17 protein-coding genes and 1 pseudogene are annotated in these 19,073 nt (G+C 63.1%); 11 read left to right on the plus strand and 7 right to left on the minus strand.

The features are described 5' to 3' along the window. Positions 1–64: 64 nt before the first annotated feature. Positions 65–502, plus strand: coding sequence for a hypothetical protein (locus tag FUU19_RS24795; protein ID WP_399611420.1), 438 nt, complete (start codon positions 65–67; stop codon positions 500–502). Positions 503–571: 69 nt separating this feature from the next. Here FUU19_RS24795 and FUU19_RS24550 read toward each other — a convergent pair. After that, positions 572–775: pseudogene (locus tag FUU19_RS24550) on the minus strand (FAD-dependent urate hydroxylase HpxO); the annotation flags it as partial. A 108-nt stretch (positions 776–883) separates the two neighbouring features. On the opposite strand from FUU19_RS24550, the gene FUU19_RS24555 reads away from it, so the two are divergent. Then, on the plus strand, positions 884–1,942 hold the full coding sequence (locus FUU19_RS24555; RefSeq protein ID WP_197770583.1) for a P1 family peptidase: 1,059 nt from the start codon (positions 884–886) through the stop codon (positions 1,940–1,942). 16 nt (positions 1,943–1,958) lie between these two features. Continuing rightward, positions 1,959–2,783 carry a M55 family metallopeptidase gene (locus FUU19_RS24560; protein WP_230507420.1) on the plus strand — a complete coding sequence of 275 codons (825 nt, stop codon included), beginning with the start codon at positions 1,959–1,961 and terminating at the stop codon, positions 2,781–2,783. An 11-nt stretch (positions 2,784–2,794) separates the two neighbouring features. Here the strand turns inward: FUU19_RS24560 and FUU19_RS24565 are convergent, their stop codons facing one another. Then, positions 2,795–3,286, minus strand: coding sequence for a DUF1003 domain-containing protein (locus FUU19_RS24565; RefSeq protein ID WP_141969002.1), 492 nt, complete (start codon positions 3,284–3,286; stop codon positions 2,795–2,797). Between the two features lie 261 nt (positions 3,287–3,547). Between FUU19_RS24565 and FUU19_RS24570 the strand changes: the two genes are divergently transcribed. Genes FUU19_RS24570 through FUU19_RS24580 form a run of 3 tightly spaced genes read left to right on the plus strand, consistent with a single transcriptional unit; the run spans position 3,548 to position 7,544 of the window. Then, positions 3,548–5,770 (plus strand): xanthine dehydrogenase family protein molybdopterin-binding subunit, encoded by a 2,223-nt coding sequence (locus FUU19_RS24570; RefSeq protein ID WP_230507429.1) that lies wholly within the window; start codon positions 3,548–3,550, stop codon positions 5,768–5,770. Next, on the plus strand, positions 5,770–6,228 hold the full coding sequence (locus FUU19_RS24575; RefSeq protein ID WP_016927823.1) for a (2Fe-2S)-binding protein: 459 nt from the start codon (positions 5,770–5,772) through the stop codon (positions 6,226–6,228). Before FUU19_RS24570 ends, FUU19_RS24575 begins: the two co-directional genes overlap by 1 nt. 11 nt (positions 6,229–6,239) lie before the next feature. Continuing rightward, positions 6,240–7,544 (plus strand): c-type cytochrome, encoded by a 1,305-nt coding sequence (locus FUU19_RS24580; protein WP_230490549.1) that lies wholly within the window; start codon positions 6,240–6,242, stop codon positions 7,542–7,544. A gap of 36 nt (positions 7,545–7,580) precedes the next feature. Here the strand turns inward: FUU19_RS24580 and FUU19_RS24585 are convergent, their stop codons facing one another. Together FUU19_RS24585 and FUU19_RS24590 are read right to left on the minus strand one after the other, a co-directional pair. Beyond that, positions 7,581–8,750: a cupin domain-containing protein gene (locus FUU19_RS24585; RefSeq protein ID WP_141968996.1), complete on the minus strand. Its 1,170-nt coding sequence runs from the start codon at positions 8,748–8,750 to the stop codon at positions 7,581–7,583. A 263-nt stretch (positions 8,751–9,013) separates the two neighbouring features. After that, complete coding sequence (locus tag FUU19_RS24590) at positions 9,014–9,967, minus strand: LysR family transcriptional regulator (protein WP_230490551.1); 954 nt, start codon at positions 9,965–9,967, stop codon at positions 9,014–9,016. A gap of 103 nt (positions 9,968–10,070) precedes the next feature. Here FUU19_RS24590 and FUU19_RS24595 point away from each other — a divergent pair, with 103 nt between their 5' ends. Together FUU19_RS24595 and FUU19_RS24600 are read left to right on the plus strand one after the other, a co-directional pair. Beyond that, complete coding sequence (locus FUU19_RS24595; RefSeq protein WP_230490552.1) at positions 10,071–10,637, plus strand: chromate transporter; 567 nt, start codon at positions 10,071–10,073, stop codon at positions 10,635–10,637. Beyond that, positions 10,634–11,155: a chromate transporter gene (locus tag FUU19_RS24600; RefSeq protein WP_103682005.1), complete on the plus strand. Its 522-nt coding sequence runs from the start codon at positions 10,634–10,636 to the stop codon at positions 11,153–11,155. The genes FUU19_RS24595 and FUU19_RS24600 overlap by 4 nt, the downstream gene beginning before the upstream one ends. A 4-nt stretch (positions 11,156–11,159) precedes the next feature. Here FUU19_RS24600 and FUU19_RS24605 read toward each other — a convergent pair whose 3' ends face one another. Continuing rightward, positions 11,160–11,513: a protease inhibitor Inh/omp19 family protein gene (locus tag FUU19_RS24605; protein ID WP_103682004.1), complete on the minus strand. Its 354-nt coding sequence runs from the start codon at positions 11,511–11,513 to the stop codon at positions 11,160–11,162. A 411-nt stretch (positions 11,514–11,924) separates the two neighbouring features. Here FUU19_RS24605 and FUU19_RS24610 point away from each other — a divergent pair, with 411 nt between their 5' ends. Beyond that, complete coding sequence (locus FUU19_RS24610; protein ID WP_141968992.1) at positions 11,925–13,541, plus strand: serralysin family metalloprotease; 1,617 nt, start codon at positions 11,925–11,927, stop codon at positions 13,539–13,541. A 43-nt stretch (positions 13,542–13,584) separates the two neighbouring features. On the opposite strand, the gene FUU19_RS24615 is transcribed toward FUU19_RS24610, so the two are convergent. Both FUU19_RS24615 and FUU19_RS24620 read right to left on the minus strand, forming a co-directional pair. Beyond that, complete coding sequence (locus tag FUU19_RS24615) at positions 13,585–14,235, minus strand: dihydrofolate reductase family protein (protein WP_141968990.1); 651 nt, start codon at positions 14,233–14,235, stop codon at positions 13,585–13,587. Between the two features lie 69 nt (positions 14,236–14,304). Further along, positions 14,305–15,306: an alpha/beta fold hydrolase gene (locus FUU19_RS24620; RefSeq protein ID WP_141968988.1), complete on the minus strand. Its 1,002-nt coding sequence runs from the start codon at positions 15,304–15,306 to the stop codon at positions 14,305–14,307. Between the two features lie 232 nt (positions 15,307–15,538). Here FUU19_RS24620 and FUU19_RS24625 point away from each other — a divergent pair, with 232 nt between their 5' ends. Then, entirely contained in the window at positions 15,539–15,970 is a 432-nt protein-coding gene (locus FUU19_RS24625) for a DcrB-related protein (RefSeq protein WP_202669463.1), read from the plus strand. A 31-nt stretch (positions 15,971–16,001) separates the two neighbouring features. After that, the coding region (locus tag FUU19_RS24630) for a PAAR domain-containing protein (RefSeq protein WP_230507431.1) at positions 16,002–19,073 on the plus strand (3,072 nt) is incomplete at its 3' end.

Here is a 19,073-nt window from a genome sequence, read left to right on the forward strand (position 1 = left end):
CCAATATGATTATTTTCAGCAGTGAGAATATACCTTCAGTCATTCTTGTCAAAAAACAGCCCTTATGGCAGTGGTTCCTGCGCCAGTGGTTTCTGGGGAATGGCAGTTCTACAGGAAATGGGTATGGCGGCAATGGCACTGGACCGAGAGAGGCCAGAGAATCCAGAACCAAACGCTAATTAACAGCTGCAATCCCAGCACAGAAGTAAAATTCTGTGCTTTTATGGGGTATATGATGAATAAATATGTTGTTTTTATAAAGAGCGATGAATCAAGGGTGCTGAGAAAGGAAGTGGTTACACGAGAAATAATTAAAGACATGAAGCGGAAGGGGTTCAGAAAGCATCATGTTGACGTAGAAGCTGAGAACGAAAACGATGCCATTAACAAACTAAATAAGAACAGCAATGACTACTTGGACTCATTGAGAAATTTTTCCGGTGATTTATTGTTTTGCTCTGTTTGCGTCATTATTATGGTCATGGTTTATTTATTCAATTGAGCCATAATCGAGTTTTGAATCATTCATTTTTTTATATTATCCGATTGCCCGCTAAAACCCCAATAAGGCTCAGGTCTGCGGGCTGCCCAAAATGGTCTCCCACCTGCCGGCGAGAATGCGTTCGCCGAGTTCGCTCTTCAGTTCTTCATACTCGCCGTGGGTGATGGCCATGTCTTTGCCGTGCGCCACGTCGCAGCGCTTGCGCGCCTTCAGCACCAGATCTGTCCCCCGCAGCAGCAGGGCGTCTTCGATGCCCTGCGAGTGGGTCTGAACGGCGATGGAGAAAAGCTATTTTGCTGCCCGCTTCGGCTTTCAATTTACGGCGCGGCGTATTGCGCGATATTCTGGTTTTCTGATGGGCTAACGGCGGATGAGGGAACCATGATAGACAGCCAGGTGTTTGAACAACAAAGCCTCGACAATCTGCTGAGCTATTGGCGGCGCCATCGCCGCCTGCCGGGCGCGCGCTATCCGGCCGGGCCGACCGACAGCCTGTGTGACGTGCCGGGCGTCAGCGTCGGGCATCACACCTTGGCCGACGGCGAATGCCAGACCGGCGTCACCGCCATCGTGCCGCCGGGCGATCTGTTCAACCAACCGTTGCCGTGCGGCAGCGCGGTGCTCAACGGCTTCGCCAAGCCGCTGGGGTTGGTGCAATTGAATGAGCTGGGGGAGTTGCAGACGCCTATTCTGCTGAGCAACACCTTCGCCGTCGGCACGCTGTTCAACGCCATGGTGCGGCGCAGCTGCTTGCGCTACCCGCAGATCGGCCGCGGCAGCGCCACCATTAATCCGCTGGTACTGGAGTGCAACGACGGTTACCTCAACGATATTCAGGCGATGGCGGTGCGTGAGGAGCACGTTTTCAGCGCGCTGGATAACCATTCCACCCGCTTTGCACGCGGCAGCGTCGGCGCCGGGCGCGGCATGAGCAGCTTCGGCCTGAAGGGCGGCATCGGCACCGCCTCGCGCTATTGCCCGGGGCTGGGCACCACGCTCGGCGTGCTGGTACTGGCCAACTTCGGCACGCTCGACTCGCTGACGCTGAGCGGCGTGCGCGTTGGCCCTGCGCTGGGTAAGCTGTTGGCGGATCCACCGCCGCAGGTGGACGCCGGTTCGGTCATTATCATCATCGCCTGCGATCGGGCGCTGGACAGCCGCCAGCTGAGCCGCATTGCCCGCAGAGCAGGCGCGGGCCTGGGGCGGGTGGGCAGCCATTGGGGGCACGGCTCCGGCGACATTGCGCTGGCGTTCTCCACCCGATTGCTGGGGGCCACGCTGCCGGACGAAAGGCTGGAGCCGCTGTTTGCGGCGGCGGCGGACGCCACCGAATACGCGGTGTTGGATGCGTTGCTGAGCGCCGAAGGCGTCAGCGGTTTCCAGCAGCATGCGCGCGCAGCGCTGGGCCCGCTGCTCGATCGGCTGGCGGCGGCAAATTAAATAACGGGAGCTTGATGTGAAGGTCTTTATCTCTGCGGATATCGAAGGTATTGCCGGCGTGATGCGGCCGGAGCAGTGCAACCCGGCCCACGCCGACTATGCGGCGGCGCGCGAGCTGATGGAGCAGGAAGTCAACGCCGCGATCGACGGCGCTTTTGCCGGCGGCGCTACCGAGGTGACGGTGGCCGACAGCCACGCCATGATGCAGAACCTGCGCGCCGATCGCATCGATGCGCGAGCGCGCCTGGTGCAGGGCAAACCGCGCGGGCTGTCGATGGTGGAAGGGCTGCAGCATCAACGCTACGACGGCCTGATGTTTATCGGCTACCACAGCGCCGCCGGCGAACGCGGCGTGCTGGCGCATACCATCAACGGCCGGGCCTTTTATCGTGTCAGCCTGAACGGCGAAGTGGTGGGCGAAAGCGATCTGTATGCGGCGATGGCGGCGGAGTTGAACGTGCCGCTGTGGCTGGTGAGCGGTGACGACGAGCTGCAACGTTGGATTGCTGAACGTTATCCGCAGTCTGGCTATGTGTGCGTGAAGCGTGCCCTCTCGCAAACCGCCGCCGAATCGCTTAGCCCGCAGCGGGCGCGAGCGGAGATCCGCGAACGGGCGATGCAGCAGGTGCGCCAGGGCGCCAAACTGCCGGTGGAGCGCCGCTTCATGGCGCCTTATCGATTGACGCTGATGGCGGCCAAACCGGTGCTGGCGGATCTGTTCAGCCTGGTGCCTGGCGTGCAGCGTCAGGACGCGCTGACCGTGGCCTTCGACAGTGACAACATGGCGGCGCAAGTCAACCTGCTCTGCGTATTTTCCTATCTGGCGGCGACGCAGAGCTGAGATAGCCGCCGTTACAGCCGGCCGCGTTGGGTTAACTGGAGGGTGAGGTTCTCAATGCGTTCGGCCATCTGCTTCGTCAGGGCGGTTAATTCCGTATTTTGCTTCAGCAGTTCAAGCAGCTGTTCGGACTGCCGTTCGGCCAGGGTTTGCCGCTGCGCCATCGCCTCATCCAGATCCTCCCGGTGCTGGGCATCGGCCAAGGCATGCGCCTGGTCGCGCTCGGCCTGGCGCGTTTGCGCCAGCAAGATCAACGGTGCGGCGTAGGCCGCCTGCAGGCTGAACGCCAGGTTCAGCAAAATAAACGGATAAGGATCGAACTTGGTAAAACCGGCCAGGTTAAGATAGATCCACACGCCGACCACCACCGTTTGCCCTACCAAAAAAGTCGGCGTGCCGAAGAAACGGGCGAACGCCTCGGCTTTCAGGGCAAACCATTGATCGCCAAAGGTGTGGGTCAGGCCTTTCAATGGCCGATACAAGCGAAATTTTTTGTGTTCCGACATAGCGGTAAGACTCATTGAGATTGGAGGTGCTTCATTTATAGCTGAAAGGCTCGCTCATGCAACCGCCTGTCCTCGGCGGCTCGAACCGCACGATTCTCCAATAGAAAATCCCTTTTCAACATTAAGCCTATTGAATAATAGGCTACGCTAATTATTGCTCTGTTGCGCTATATCACCTGATAGACGCGGCAAGCCATTCCCATAACAAGATTTGTATCGCCGAAGGCAGTGACGCCTTCGGCTTTTTTGGAGTCATGAGCAATGAGCATATCCCAAGTTCCGCTTTCGCGGCGGCGGTTTATCGTCGGCGCCGGGGCGTTGGTGATCGGCGCCTATCTGCCGTCCACCGGCGCGCTGGCGCGCTCGAATGCCCCGGCCGCCTCCGGCGCGACGGCGTTTGACGCTAACGCCTTCGTCCAGATCGGCGCCGACGGCATCGTTACCGTCATCAGTAAACACACCGAAGTGGGCCAGGGGGTCTATACCGGCATGGCGACGCTGGTCGCCGAAGAGCTCGACGCCGACTGGGCACAGGTACGGGTCGTGGCCGCGCCGGTGGACACCAATATCTATAAAAATCTGGCGTTCGGATTCCAGGGCACCGGCGGTTCCAGCTCGGTGGCCAATGCCTATGAACAAATGCGCCGCATGGGCGCCATGGCTCGTGCGCTGTTGGTGCAGGCCGCCGCGCAGCGTTGGAAAACCTCCGCGCAGGAAATCACCGTGCAGTCGGGCAAGATCCACCATGCCGCCAGCGGGCGCGAAGCGGGCTTCGGCGAATTCGCCGCGCTGGCCGCCACGCTGCCGCCGCCCGATCCCGCCAGCCTGACGCTGAAGGATCCGGCCACTTTTACCCTGATCGGCAAAACGCGCGGCCTGCACCGCGTCGATTCGCTGGCGAAAACCAACGGCAGCGCGCAGTTCTCGCAGGATATCCACGAGCCGGATATGTTGACCGTCACTATCAAGAAACCGCCGCGCTTTGGCGGCAAGGTAGCGACGTTTGACGCCGAACGCGCGTTGGCGGTGCCGGGCGTGGTGGCGGTGAAGCAAATCGCCACCGGCGTAGCGGTTTACGCCAACAATACCTGGGCGGCGATCCAGGGGCGGGATCGGCTGCGGGTCACCTGGGACGATGCGCAGGCCGAACGGCGCAACACCGAGGAGATCTACGCCGAATTCCGCCAGGTGGCGCAGAAAACCGGCGTGGTGGCGAAGAGTCTCGGTAAGCCGGACGAGGTGTTCGACAAGGCTGACAAGGTGATCGAGGCCGAATACACCTTCCCGTACGTCGCGCACGCGCCGATGGAGCCGCTGGACGGCTATCTGTTCTGGGACGGCGAGAGCGTCAAGGCGCGCTACGGCTGCCAAATCCAAACGCTCGATCACAAGCAGCTGTGCGATCTGTTCGAGTTGCCGCCGGACAAGGTACAGATTGAAACCATTCTGGCGGGCGGCAGCTTCGGCCGGCGCATCGATTTAGGCAACCCGACGCTGGGGCCGGATCTGGCGGCCGACATGGCGGCGGCCGCCAAGGGTATCGGCCCCGGCCACGGCGTGAAGGTGGTATGGACGCGCGAGGACGACATCCGCAACGGCTGGTATCGCCCGATGATCCTGCACCGCCTGCGCGGCGCCATCCGCGGCGGCAAGGCGGTGGGCTGGACCGATACCGTAGTCGGCCACTCCTGGACGCGCCACAGCGCGATGGATGCGTTGGTGGTCAACGGCCTCGATCAGATGATGGTCGAAGGCGCCAGCGAGGTCTCATACACCTTCGAAGCCTTCCGCTGCGATGCGCATATCGTGCCCGGCAAGGTACCGACCACCTCGCTGCGGTCGGTCGCCAGCACCCATACCGGCCACGCGGTGGAGAGTTTTATCGATCAGCTGTTGCAGGAAACCGGCCAGGATCCGGTGGAAGGGCGACTGGCGTTGATGGGCGATGCGCCGCGCGCGGCGGGCGTACTGCGGGCGGTAGCGAAAGCCGCCGACTGGCAGGGCGCCAAGGTGGTGGACGGACGCGCGCGCGGCGTGGGCGTTGCCAAGGCGTTCGACACCTATGTGGCGCAGGTGGCCGAGGTGTCGATAGGCGAAGGCGGCATCCCGAAAGTGCACAAGGTGTGGTGCGCGGTGGACTGTGGCGTGGCGGTGAACCCCGACGTGATCCGCGCGCAGATCGAGGGCGGCATCGGCTACGGCCTGAGCCTGGCGCTGTACGGCAATATCACGCTGAAAGATGGCGTGGTCGAACAGTCCAACTTCAATAACTTCCGCCCGCTGCGCATCGATGAGATGCCGGAGATCGAGGTGATCATCGTGCCCTCGAGCGAGAAACCGACCGGCGTGGGCGAGCTGGGGGTACCGACCATCGCCCCGGCGGTCGGCAACGCGCTGGCGCTGCTCGGGCGGCCGCGCACCTCGCTGAGCCTGCCGCTGCATAATCCCACTGCGAATCCGGCGTCTGACAAGGAGAGAACCTGATGATTCATTTAACCGTAAACGATCAGCCGCTGACCTTCGAGGGCGATCCGCACATGCCGCTGCTGTGGTTTCTGCGTGACGAAGCCGGTCTGACCGGCACCAAGTTCGGCTGCGGCATCGCCATGTGCGGCGCTTGCACCGTGCATCTGGACGGCGTGCCGGTGCGTTCGTGCATGACGCCGGTCTCCGCCGCCGTCGGCAAAAAAATCACCACCATCGAAGCCGTGGGCGCTACGCCGGAAGGCAAGGCGGTGCAGGAAGCCTGGCTTGATCTGGACGTGGTGCAGTGCGGCTACTGCCAGTCCGGCCAGATCATGAGCGCCAGCGCGCTGCTGGCGCAAAGCAAGAACCCGAGCGATGCGGACATCGACGCGGCGATGGGCGGCAACGTCTGCCGCTGCGCCACCTATGTGCGCATTCGCGCCGCCATCCACCAGGCCGCCAAGGCGTTGGGTTAGGGAGAGATGCGATGAGCAACGCCTTGAAAGGGCTGTTATGGCTGATTATTGCCGTGGTGGTGTTGGCGGGAGGATACGCGCTGTACGAGCTGCTGCGGCCCACCGGCGCGGAGCCAGCGGCGCCGATCGCCGGGGCGCCGGCCGGCATCACCGATAAACTGGCGCGCGGCGAGTACCTGGCGCGCGCCGCCGACTGCGTGGCGTGCCACACCGCGCCGGGCGGCGCGCCGTATGCGGGCGGCTTCGCCTTCAAGCTGCCGTTCGGCACGATTTACGGCACCAACATCACCGCCGACAAGGAAACCGGCATCGGCAACTGGAGCGACGATCAGTTCGTGCGCGCGGTGCGTGAGGGCATCGGCCCGCAGGGCAACCTGTATCCGGCGATGCCTTATACCTCGTACACCGAACTGAGCCGCGACGACGTGCTGGCGATCAAGGATTATCTGTTCAGCCTGCCGCCGGTGAAACAGGCCAACCCGCAAAACGATCTGTCGTTCCCGTTCAACCAGCGTTGGGGCATGAAATTCTGGAACCTGGCGTTCTTCCATGAGCAGCGCTTCGCGCCGGATCTCAACAAGGACGAGCAGTGGAACCGCGGTGCCTATCTGGCGACGGCGCTGGGCCACTGCGGCGAGTGTCACACGCCGCGCAATCTGGGGTTCGGCCTCAACCAGAGCAAGCACCTGAGCGGTGAAGTGGTGCAGGGCTGGTTCGCCGCCAACATCACGCCGGATAAGCAGACCGGCATCGGCGGCTGGAGCGACCAGCAGCTGTCGCAATATCTGGCCACCGGTCATGCGCCGGGGCGCAGCAGCGCCGCCGGCCCGATGGCGGAAGCGGTGGAAAACAGCCTGCAGTTCCTGACGCCGGAAGATAATCTGGCGCTGGTGAAATACCTGCGCGACATCGAACCGATTGCCGGCGATGGCGCCGCTGCGGTGAATCTGCAGCCGAAGGGCGCGGGGGCCTCCACGCCGATCCTGCCGGGCGGGCAAGACAGCTCGCTCGGGCGGCGGATATTTGCCAACGACTGCAGCGGCTGCCACCAGTGGAACGGGCCGGGCCGCCAGAGCGAGTATGCATCGCTGGTGGGCAGCACGGCGGTGAACGATCCGCAGGGGCGCAGCGTGGTGCAGGCCATCCTGAAGGGGACGAGCATCAGCGTCGGCGAGCGGCATGAGATGATGCCGGCGTTCGGCAGCGCCTATTCCGACGAGGAAGTGGCGGCGGTCGCCAACTTCGTGGTCGGCCACTTTGGCGACAAGCAGGGCAAGGTCACCGCCAAACAGGTGGCGGAGCAGCGCAAGCAGTAAAGAAAAGCGGCGAGGGGTCTCTCCCTCGCCGCAGCGTCAGCGGCTGCGCCGTGACATGACCCGCTTGTCTTTCGGTCTATCCTGCCAGTCCTCAACCTGATTATTGAAGTTGTCCGCCAGCAGGTAGGCCGGGGTTTTCGCCAGCCAGTCGGACAACGAAATATCTTGATAAATGCCGTTGTCCATCACGATCAACACCTTCAAATCCTCATCGCCGATGTTCTCGATGTAATGGCCGAAGCCCTGCGGCACGTAACCGACGTCTGAAGGCGCGTACTCTTCCGTCTGTGCGTGGCCGTGCGAGCTGAACACCGTCATGCGGCCTTTGCCGGCAATATAGTATTGCCATTCGTTGGCGTTGGGGTGCCAGTGCAATTCCCGGATCGCGCCGGGTTTCACGATCTCGATGATGCCGGTCATGGTGGTGGAAATGGGAAATTCTTTCGACGACACCAAATGGACGCTGCCGGCGTCATTTTCAAAGAACGGCTTTTGCTTCATTAATTCATAGCGGTGGGTCAGCGGGGCATTATTTAATCCGCCGTCGCTTTTCGGCAATGGCAAGGCGGGCGGAACGGCGCCGCCGACAATATACGCTTCGCCCTGTTTGGCCTTGGAAAATACCGCCGCCGGCATGTCGACGCTTTTTTCCAATACCTCTTTCGGCATATGCGCCACCCAATCGGTGATGCTGAAGGTGCCGAATTCGGAGAAATGGCCGTTATCGAATGCCAGAATAAAATGCGCGCCGTCCGCCAACGCCTGAATGGAATGACCATAGCCTTTCGGGAAATACCAGACGTCACCGGGGCCGAAATCCGCCACCTCACATTTTCCCTCGGGATCGAGGATGGTGATGCGCGCATGGCCTTCCAGCATAAACGCCCATTCGGCGGCGATGGCGTGCCAGTGCAGTTCGCGCACGCCGCCTGGCTCCAGCGTCATGTCGACGCCGGCCACGCCTTCGGAGATCGGGAATTGCTCGACGGTGGCTTCGCGTGCCCAGCCGCTGGGCAGGCTGCGCTTTTTGCTGTCGGTGAATTTGTATTTATAGAGATGCTGCGCATCGGCTGGCGGCTGATAGCTGCTGGGGGGCACGATATTGCGATGGTCGTCGGCAGCGGCATTTTTGGCGATGCCGCCGATCATGCCGGCGGCGGCCGCGCTGACGGCGGAGACTTTCAATATATCACGACGCGATAGCATAGCATTTTCTCCAATATAAAACCGTGCGCCTGCAGTGGCAGGCGACAGGGAAGGCACGATCGCCATTGAAATGATTTTTTGTCATCGGCGGGAATAGGCTGTGACCCTTAAATCCTAGCGGCTGGAATGTATTGCGTAGGCGCTTATTTGTTTGTGTTTGTTACTAAGTGAGTGCAGGTTTAGTTAATTATCCGGAAGTTGAATAGTCATTAATTGGAATTAATTTTAGTCGCTGGCCGGTTTAAATAAATAATAAACGAACGTCATTTTTTATTGGCCGTTCGGGCTGTTGTTGTGACGTCAGCGTCCGGCGCCCCCACGGTCTCCAGCACCAGCTGGCGAAAGCGCTCGACGATCGGTGAGGCCGGGCTATGGCGCAGTGCCAGGTAAAGCGGGGCGCTGAGCTGCGCTTCTTCGGCGAGGGTGCGGTAGACGATGCCGTCGCCGCCCAGCCGCCGCATCGAGCCGGGCACAATTGACAACCCCAGCCCGGCGCCGACCAGGCTGAGGGTGGCCGGCAGGCGCGGCGCTTCCTGCACGATGCGCGGGCTGAAGCCGGCGCGGTGGCAGGCGGCCAGGATAGCGTCGTACAGCCCCTGGCCGGCCGGGCGGCGATAGAGAATAAAGGCCTCGTGGGCCAGTTCGGCCAGCGGGAGCGGTTGCTGCGCTTCTTGCGCCAGCCGGTGGCCCAGCGGCAGGGCGACGATCATCGGCTCGCTGAGCACCGGTTCCACGCTCAGACCGGGAATGCCGCTGGCCGGTGAACGCACGAAGGCGGCGTCGAGGCGCTGTTCCAGCAACGCCTCCATCAGCTCGCCGCTGCCGGCCTCTTCCAGCTGGGTGGTGATGCCCGGCAGGATGTCGCGGTAGCGGCGCAACAGGTTGGGCACGAACGGGTGCAGCGCCGCGGAGCTGGTGAAACCGATGGCGATGTGGCCCTGCTCGCCGCGGGCGGCGCGCTGCACCGCTTCGCGCAGGCGCTCGGCGCGCGCCAGCAGGGCGCGGGCTTCTTCGAACAACACGCCGCCCGCTTCGGTGACGCGCACGCCGCGCGGCAGGCGCTGCAACAATTTCACGCCCAGTTCATCTTCCAGCCCCTGCAACAGGCGGGTCAGCGGCGGCTGCTGGATAAACAGCCGCTCGGCGGCGCGGGTGATGTTGCCTTCTTCCACTACGGTGACGAACGCCCGCAGGCGACGCAGTTCGATCATTGCCATACCTCAGAGGTATCTTTAGTTGTTCCGGAATGCATTAGACATCATGGCATGGCGACGCGCATGATACCAGACATCAAAACAAGCGATGTGGAACGGCAATGTCATGTCAGATATCAATACGTTAAAACCGCACCCGGCGGCAGCGCCGGGCAACGCGGAGCTGTTTTTGGGCTTTCTGTGGCTGGGGCTGATTGGCTTCGGCGGCGTGTTGCCGCTGGCGCGCAGCATGTTGGTGGAGCGGCGGCGCTGGCTGAGCGGCAAACAGTTCACCGAGCTGCTCGGGCTGTGCCAGTTCCTGCCCGGCGGCAATGTGATCAATCTGTCGGTGGCGGTGGGGATGGAGTTTCGCGGGCTGCGCGGCGCGCTGTGCGCCTTGCTGGGCCTCATCAGCGCGCCGACGGCGATCGTGGTGGGGCTGGGTATGGTGTACGCCCGTTTCCAAAACGATCCGCATGTTCAGCATGTGTTCGCCGGGCTGGCCGCCGCCGCCGCCGGGCTGCTGCTGTCGACCGGGATCAAGATGCTGCTGCCGCTGCGCGGTAAATGGCCGGCGCTGGCGATCGTCGCGCTGGCGCTGATCGCTATCGCCTGGCTGCGCCTGCCGCTGCTGCCGACCATGCTGGTGCTGGCGCCGCTGAGCATTCTGCTGATGTGGCGGTGGCCGTCATGAGCGGAGTGTTGATTGCGTTAGCGCTGATCTTCACCGAACTCTCTCTGCTGGCGTTCGGCGGCGGCATGACCATTCTGCCGGAAATGCAGCGGCAGGTGGTGGAGGTGCATCAGTGGATGAGCGCCCAGGAGTTCAGCGCGCTGTTCGCCATGGCGCAGGCCGCGCCGGGGCCGAACATGATGATCGTGCCGCTGGTCGGCTGGCATGTGGCCGGCTGGGCGGGACTGTTGGTTTCTTCGGTCGCCAAATTCGGGCCGTCCTCCATCGTCACGCTGCTGGTGATGGGCGCCTGGCGGCGCTTTAAGGATCGCCCGTGGCGCCGCATCGTGCAGGCCGGGCTGGTGCCGCTGACCGTGGGGTTAGTGGCAGCCAGCGGCCTCTTGATCGCCGAGGCTTCCGCGCCCAGCTGGCGGCTGGCGGCGATCGTGGCGCTGGCGACGGGGTTGAGCATGAGCAAGCGCCTCCATCCGCTGTGGGTGCTGGCGGGCGGCGCGCTGCTCGGCTTGCTGTTTGCCTGAAGGGTTAGCGCGGGATCAGCACAAAGCGCGAAGGGCCGTTGCGGTCGATCAGCTCATAACGCTTCGGCGCGGTCAGGGCCAGAAACGCCACCATGCTCCCTTCGGCGTCGGTCAGCGTCATGCCGTCCGGCGTCGGCCGCCAGGCGACCGGCAGCGCGTGCAGCGCCAGCGGCTGCAGGCACTGGGCGGAGGCGGTGAAGCGGAAGGCGTTGGTGTTGGCTACCGTTTCGTCGCTCAGCTGCACCTCGCAGACGGCTTTGCCGTCGCCGATGGCGGCGAGCTGCCAGTCGCCCTTCAACGCGGCGGGTTCCAGCAACGGCAGGGAACTGCCCAGGGCACTGCTGCACAATACGCTCATAACGACTCCTGTCAGGCTGGCGCGGCGCAAGGCGCGCATAAGGAAATGGGTTGGCATCGGGTCACTCCTTTCGGCTGTCCGTTCACACCTTAGCACGTTCCCCGCGGGATGATGAGGCAAGGATTAGGTTTTTTAATCCTCGATTATTCTGATCTAACCGTCGCTAAAACGTGCAAATAAACGAATAATTAATCCGTTAATGCGCTCATTTTTCTCATTAATATAGTGAGAATACAAATTGTTACGTATATCTCCATCTCTATGCCCGGCACGGTGAAGCCAGGCCGGACGGGCTCGCGCCAGCGGGGTGAGTCACTATACTGGTCAATCCTAAGCCTTGGCTTAGATAAGAACGACTGATGAATAGTCTTACAAAGCGAGTGGGTTCCTATTGTGTAAAAGGAGAATGCAATGCGCAGTCGCCACAATGACATTTTGCAAGATGACGATGAGTTCACCAGCCTGGCCGCCACATCCCCCAACGATCATAACTATCAGTTTTACTATCACCAGCCCGGCAGCCCCTATGACGGATTGGGGTACGGTGCGCTGTTCACGCTGGACAACGCCAACCTGTACAGCAACCAGCGTGGCGGAGCAGCCATTAATAATTTGGGTAAAATCCGCGATAACTTCAGCTTCGATCGCGCCGCCGATCAGCTGACGCGGCCGGGCCTGACACACAACGGCGATCAGGCGTATCACCAGCCGGTGGCGCTGACCTATTCCTTCCTGACGCAGAGCGCGCTGAACCGCATCGGCCAAACCGACGACGGCGACAAGGGGCTGCAGCCGCTGACCCAAGCGGCACAGGCTCAGGCGCTGAAATCGATGCAGGCGTGGGCCGACGTGGCGAACGTAACCTTTACCGAGGCGGCGTCCACCGATATCAACCACCGCGCAGACATCACCTTCGCGTATTTCACCCAGCGTGCCGACGGCAGCACCGCCGCCGGCAGCGGCCCGAATGCCATCAACGCTTACGCCTATTACCCGCCGAGCGCCAAACCGGGCAGCGATAACGCCTTTGCGGGCACGGTGTGGTTCAACAAAAACTTCGCCACCCATCAGGCGCCGGTTAGCGGCGACTTCAGCAGCCAGACCTTCACCCACGAACTGGGGCATGCTCTGGGGCTGGCGCACCCGGGAGCTTATGACGCGTCGTTGGGCAACCCGAGCTACCAGAACGATGCGGCTTATTATCAGGATTCGCTGCAATACTCGATCATGAGCTATTTCAACGCCGGCTACACCGGCGCCGACACCAAAGGGGTTTATGGCTATGGCCCGATGGTGGATGACATCGCCGCGATCCAAAAATTGTACGGCGCCAACATGAGCACCCGCACCGGCGACACGGTGTACGGCTTCAACTCCAACACCGGGCGCGATTTCCTGACCGCCACGGCGGACAACGGCAAACCGGTCAACTTCGCGGTGTGGGACGCCGGCGGCAACGACACGCTGGACTTCTCCGGCTACAGCCAGCAGCAGATGATCAACCTGAACGACGGCGCGTTCTCCAGCGTTGGCGGCGGCACGCAGAACGTCGCCATCGCGCGCGGGGCGATCATCGAGAACGCCATCGGCGGCAGCGGGCGCGATGTGATCATCGGCAACGATCAGGACAACCTGCTGGCGGGCAACGCCGGCTCCGATATTCTGTACGGCGGCCTGGGGGCGGATCATCTGTGGGGCGGCAAAGACGCCAACAACTTCACCGACTATTTCGTCTATCTCAATGCCAAAGAGTCCACGGTGGCGGCGTTCGACGTGATTGAAGACTTCGAGCACGGCATCGACAAGATCGATCTCTCCGGCCTGCGCTTCAACAACAGCCTGAGCGAGCTGCGCTTTATCGACAGCGGCAGCGCCTTCAGCGGCCAGAAAGGCGAGATCCAGCTCAACTTCGACGTCTTCAACGGCACCACCGATCTGTTGATGAACACCCAGAGCAACAGCTACGCCGCCGACTTCAAGATCCATGTGGTCGGGCAGGTGGAGCAGAGCGATATTCTGTTTGCCTGAGGGTGATGAAGGGGAAAGAGAAAAGGGCCGAACGGCCCTTTTTTTACGACTGGGCCGCCGCCGCGCTTTCCGCTACGAAAGAACCGGTCGTCACCTCGCCGGCGCGGCGGTAGTGGGCCACGATCACGCCGCCGGGCGAGATCACCGAGTGAGCCAGCGTGAAGGCCGCCGGCGCCGCGTTATCATCGAACAGCCGTTTGCCGCCGCCGAGCAGCACCGGGTAGGTGAGCAGGCGCAGTTCGTCCACCAGGTCGTTGGCCAGCAGCTGTTGCATCAGCGTGCTGCTGCCCTGCACCAGCAGCACCGGCCCCTGGGTGCGCTTCAGCTCGCGCAGCCGGGCGAGGATGTCCCGCCCCAGCCACTGGCTGTTTTCCCACGCCAGCGTTTCGCCGTGGTGGGTGGCGACGTACTTGGTGGCCTGATTGAACGAGCGGGCGATACCGGCGGAAAACGGATCGGCCTCGTCGGTGATGTGCGGCCAGTAGCCGGCGAAGATATCGTAGGTGCGCCGCCCGAGCAGCAGATCGAAAGGTGCTGAGAAAAGATCGCTCATCGTTTCCGCGACGGCGTCATCCCAGTAGGGTGCGGTCCAGCCGCCGAAGCGAAAACCGCCGCTGCGGTCTTCGTCCGGCCCGCCGGGCGCCTGCATCACGCCGTCGAGGCTGACGAACGCGCTGGCAATAATCTGTCGCATGGCTGTCTCCTGCAATTGAGTGCCAGCTGAAAGTTTAGCCGCCGTGCGGCGGCCGCGCTAACCGGCCGCTCAGGGTTGCAGCGCCTTGAGCAACGCCTGATGGAAACGCTCCGGTTCCTCCATTTGCGGCGCATGGCCCAGCCCGGCGAATTCGATCAGCGTGGCGTGCGGGATCAGTTTCGCCGTCTGCTTACCCAGCTCCGCGTAGTGCCCGATCCTGGCTTTGACCGCCGGCGGGGCGATATCGCTGCCGATGGCGGTGGTGTCGGCGGTGCCGATCATCAACGTGGTGGGCGTTTGCAGATACTTGAACTCGTAATACACCGGCTGGGTGAAGATCATGTCGTAGATCAGCGCCGAGTTCCACGCCACCAGGCGGTGGCCCGGCCCGTTGTTCAGCCCGGCCAGCATATCCACCCAGCGATCGTACTCTGGCTTCCAGCGGCCGCCGTAGTAGGTGCGTTGCTCATAGTTGCGGATGCCCTCGGCGGAGGTGTTCAGCTCGCGCGCGAACCATTGATCGACGCTGCGCCACGGCACGCCTTTCGCCTTCCAGTCCTCGAGGCCGATCGGGTTGACCATCACCAGCCGTTCCACCGCCTGCGGATACATCAGGCTGTAGCGCGTGGCCAGCATGCCGCCGGTAGAGTGGCCGATGACGATGGCCCGGCTGATTTTCAGGTTCTGCAGCAGGCCGTGGGTGTTTTGCGCCAGCTGCTGGAAGCTGTACTGGTAATGCGCCGGCTTGGTGGAGGCGCAAAAGCCGATTTGATCCGGCGCGATGACGCGATAACCGGCCTTGCTCAGCGCCTTGATGGTGTCCTGCCAGGTGGCGGCGCAGAAGTTTTTACCGTGCAGCAACAGCGCGGTGCGGCCGTTGGCGGTGCCTTCCGGCGGCACGTCCATATAGCCCATCTTTAACGTCTGCCCCTGTGAGGTGAAGCTGAATTGCTGCAACGGGTAGGGGTAGTGAAAGCCCTGCAGCTCCGGGCCGAACTTCGGCGTTTCGGCGGCGGCGGGGAACGCGGCCAGCGTGGCGCACAGCAGTGCGCTGCGGGTGAATCTCAGCATCCTGATCTCCTGAAAAGGGCGATAGCCGAGTATAGCCACAATCAGGGCGTCGGCGCGCCAGTGGTTTCAGATAATTCTGTAATATGACGGTTTGATTCCCGGCCAGATTCCGGCCACGCTCTTTTTCACAGTGAACGCGGTCACGCCGCGCAACATTGGCGGCGCCTGATGGTTTTATTTCAAGGCTAAGTTATGCGATGCTTAAGCATTATTTATGCAAAAGGATCCTCGCATGTCCGCTTTATCCCGCTGCGCTTTCAGCGAAGGCAGCGTCGCTTTGCCGGAAGGCTATGCCGATCGCACGGTCAACGTCCTGTTGGCCGGCGATGATGTTTCCCCCTCAGTCAATATTTCCCGCGATGCGCTGCAGCCGGCGGAGAACCTGGAAGGCTACGTCACCCGCCAGCTCGATGCGCTGGCGCAGGGGCTGAAAGGCTGGGCGTTCAAAAGCCGCGAGCCGACGACGCTGGGCGATGGATTCACCGCCGGTGAATGGGTGCGCGCCAGCTACCTGCGCGACGGCAAACGCATCTGGCAAAACCAGGCGGTGTTCGCGCTGGCGGAAGGCCGGGTGCTGGTGTTCACCCTGGCGATGGCGCGCAAGCTGACGCCGCAAGACGACGCGCTGCTGTTGCAGGTGCTGAGCAGCTACCGGGCGGCATAACGATGAACTCTTCACGTAAAAGGACCTTACGATGACCGAAGCGGCTCGCGTCGGCGATATTATCGGGCATTCCCATGCCCTGGCCGGCATGATTGCCGGCACCCTTGTCGGCGGCCTGATCGCCGCCGCAGGCGCGGTGGCGGCGGGGGCGCTGTTCGTCGCCGGCCTGGCGGCTTCCTGTATCGGCGTTGGCGTGTTGCTCATCGGCGCCAGCCTGGCGGTGGGGTATCTCACCGGGGAGGCGGCCACCGCGGCGCGCGACGGCATTGCCGACGCCGGTGCCGGTAGCCTGACCCCCAAAGGCAATATCGTCACCGGCTCCCCCAACGTCTTCATCAACGGCAAACCCGCCGCGCTCGCCACCAATAGCCAGGTGGCCTGCAGCGACGACGGCCCGAGCATGCAGATGGCGCAGGGCTCAGACAAGGTCAGCATCAACGGCCAGCCCGCCTCGCGCGTGGGGGACAAAACCAACTGCGACGCGCAGGTGATGGAAGGCTCGCCCAACGTGTTTATCGGCGGCGGCACCGTCACCACCTTGCCGATCAAGCCCGAAGTGCCGGATTGGCTGTACAAGGTCTCTGACCTGACGCTGCTGTTCGCCGGCCTGGTGGGCGGCGTGGGCGGCGCCGCCGGCAAGCTGGGGGCGCTCGGCAAACTGCTGGGCAAGCTGCCCGGCATTAACAAACTGGCGCGCATCGCCTGCCGCGCCGGCACCCTGATGACCGCGACCGCCGCCGTCGGCATTATCGCCCGGCCGGTGGATATCGTCAGCGGCCAGAAATTCCTCGACGGCGAAGACGATCTCGATTTCGTGCTGCCTTCGCGGCTGCCGGTCGCCTGGCAGCGCTATTGGCGCAGCGGCAACCCCGGCGACAGCGTACTGGGCCGCGGCTGGAACCTGTTCTGGGAGAGCAGCCTGCAGCCGTATCAGGACGGCCTGGTGTGGCGCGCCCCTTCCGGCGACTTCGTCGCTTTCCCTATGGTGCCGCGCGGCCACAAAACTTACTGCGAAGCCGAAAAATGCTGGCTGATGCACAACGACGACGGCAGCTGGCAGCTGTTTGACGTCGGCGAACAGATTTTCCACTACCCGCCGCTGGCGGGCGAGCAGCCGAGTCGGCTCAGCATGATCACTGACGCCATCGGCAACGCCACCTCGCTGTTTTACGACGACGAGGGGCTGCTGAGCGAACTGGTGGACAGCGCCGGGCAGCGCCTGATGTGCCACTTCGCGCAGGGCCGCCTGCGCGAAGTGGCACTGCAAACCGCCGAAGGCGAACGGACGCTGGCGCGCTACGGTTACGATGAGCAGGGCCAACTGACGACGGTGAGCAACCGCGCCGGTGAGGTAACGCGCCGCTTTGGCTGGCGCGACGGCCTGATGATCAGCCACCAGGACGCCGCCGGGCTGCTGAACGAATACCAATGGCAAGAGATCGACGGCGTGCCGCGCGTGACGGCCTACCGCAACAGCGCCGGAGAATCCCTTGAGTTCGGCTATGACTTCGCCGGGGGGCGCCGCAGCGCGGTGCGCGGCGACGGCAAGCGCGCGGAGTGGCGGCTGGATGACGACGACAACGTGGCGCAGTACACCGATTTCGACCAGCGCCGCTACGGTTTTATCTATCAACGCGGCGAGCTGTGCAGCGTGCTGCTGCCCGGCGGCGCGCAGCGCCAGAGCGAATGGGACTCTTATGGCCGCCTGCTGTCGGAGACCGATCCGCTCGGCCGCGTGACGCGCTATCAATATTCGCGCAACAGCGGCCGGCTGTTCGCCGTCGCGTACCCGGACGGCAGCAGCGAGGCGCAGCACTGGGACACGCTGGGGCGCCCGACGCGTTATGTCGATGCCCTGGGCAATACCACGCTGTACCGCTATCCGGATGACGAAGAGAGCCTGCCGGCTAGTGTGATCGACGCGCTGGGCGGGGAAGTGAAGCTGGAGTGGGACGCCCGCGGCCAGCTGACGCGCTACACCGACTGTTCCGGCAGCGTCACGGCTTATACCTACGATGCGCTGGGGCAACTGACGGCGCAGACCGATGCCGAAGGCCACCAGACGCGCTACCTATGGGATAACGGCGGGCGCCTGCACACCCTGATCCACCCGGACGGCGGCGAAGAGCGTTTTAACTGGAATGCGCACGGCCAGTTGGCTGAACATCAGGACGCGTTGGGCAGCCTGACCCGCTGGCAGTACAACGCCCTGGGGCTGCCGGTCAGCATCACCGACCGCATCAACCGCACCCGGCGCTATCACTACAGCCCGCAGGGCTGGCTGACGCGGCTGGAGAACGGTAACGGCGGCGACTACCGCTTCAGCTACGATGCGGTGGGCCGCGTGCTGGCCGAAGAGCGCCCGGACGACACCCGCCACTATTATCGCTACGGCGCGGCCGGGCTGTTGGAGGAGCACCGAGAGGTCGGCCTGCCGGGCAGCGCGGGTGAGCTGACGCAGCGCGAACAGCGCTTCCGCTTCGACGAGGCCGGGCAGTTGGTCTGGCGCGGCAATGCCAGCGCGGAATGGCATTACCGCTTCGACGCCATGGGACGGCTGCGCGAGCTGAACCGCCTGCCGACGGCGAGCGGCGCGGCGCTGGGCATCGAGCCGGACAGCGTGCAGATGCGCTATGACGCCGCCGGGCGGCTGCTTGGCGAGCAGGGCGTGAACGGCGAGCTGCAATACCAATGGGATGCGCTGGCCAACCTGCAGGCGCTGACGCTGCCGCAGGGCGATCGCCTGCAGTGGCTGTATTACGGCTCCGGCCACGCCAGCGCCATTAAATTCAACCAGCAGGTGGTGAGCGAATTCACCCGCGATCGCCTGCACCGGGAAACCGGTCGCAGCCAGGGCGCGCTGCAGCAGCAGCGGCGTTACGACGCCATGGGCCGCCGCAGCTGGCAGAGCAGCGCCTTTGGCCACGACAAACTGACCCGGCCGGAAGACGGCGTGCTGTGGCGCGCTTATCGCTACACCGCCCGCGGCGAGCTGGCCGGGGTGAGCGACGCGCTGCGCGGCGAAGTGCACTACGGTTACGACGCCGAAGGCCGCCTGCTGCAACACCGCGAACCCAATCAGGGCAAACCGGGCGCGCGGCTG

Origin of the sequence: Serratia montpellierensis, assembly GCF_020858655.1 — a bacterium.
Classification (GTDB): Bacteria; Pseudomonadota; Gammaproteobacteria; order Enterobacterales; family Enterobacteriaceae; genus Serratia; species Serratia montpellierensis.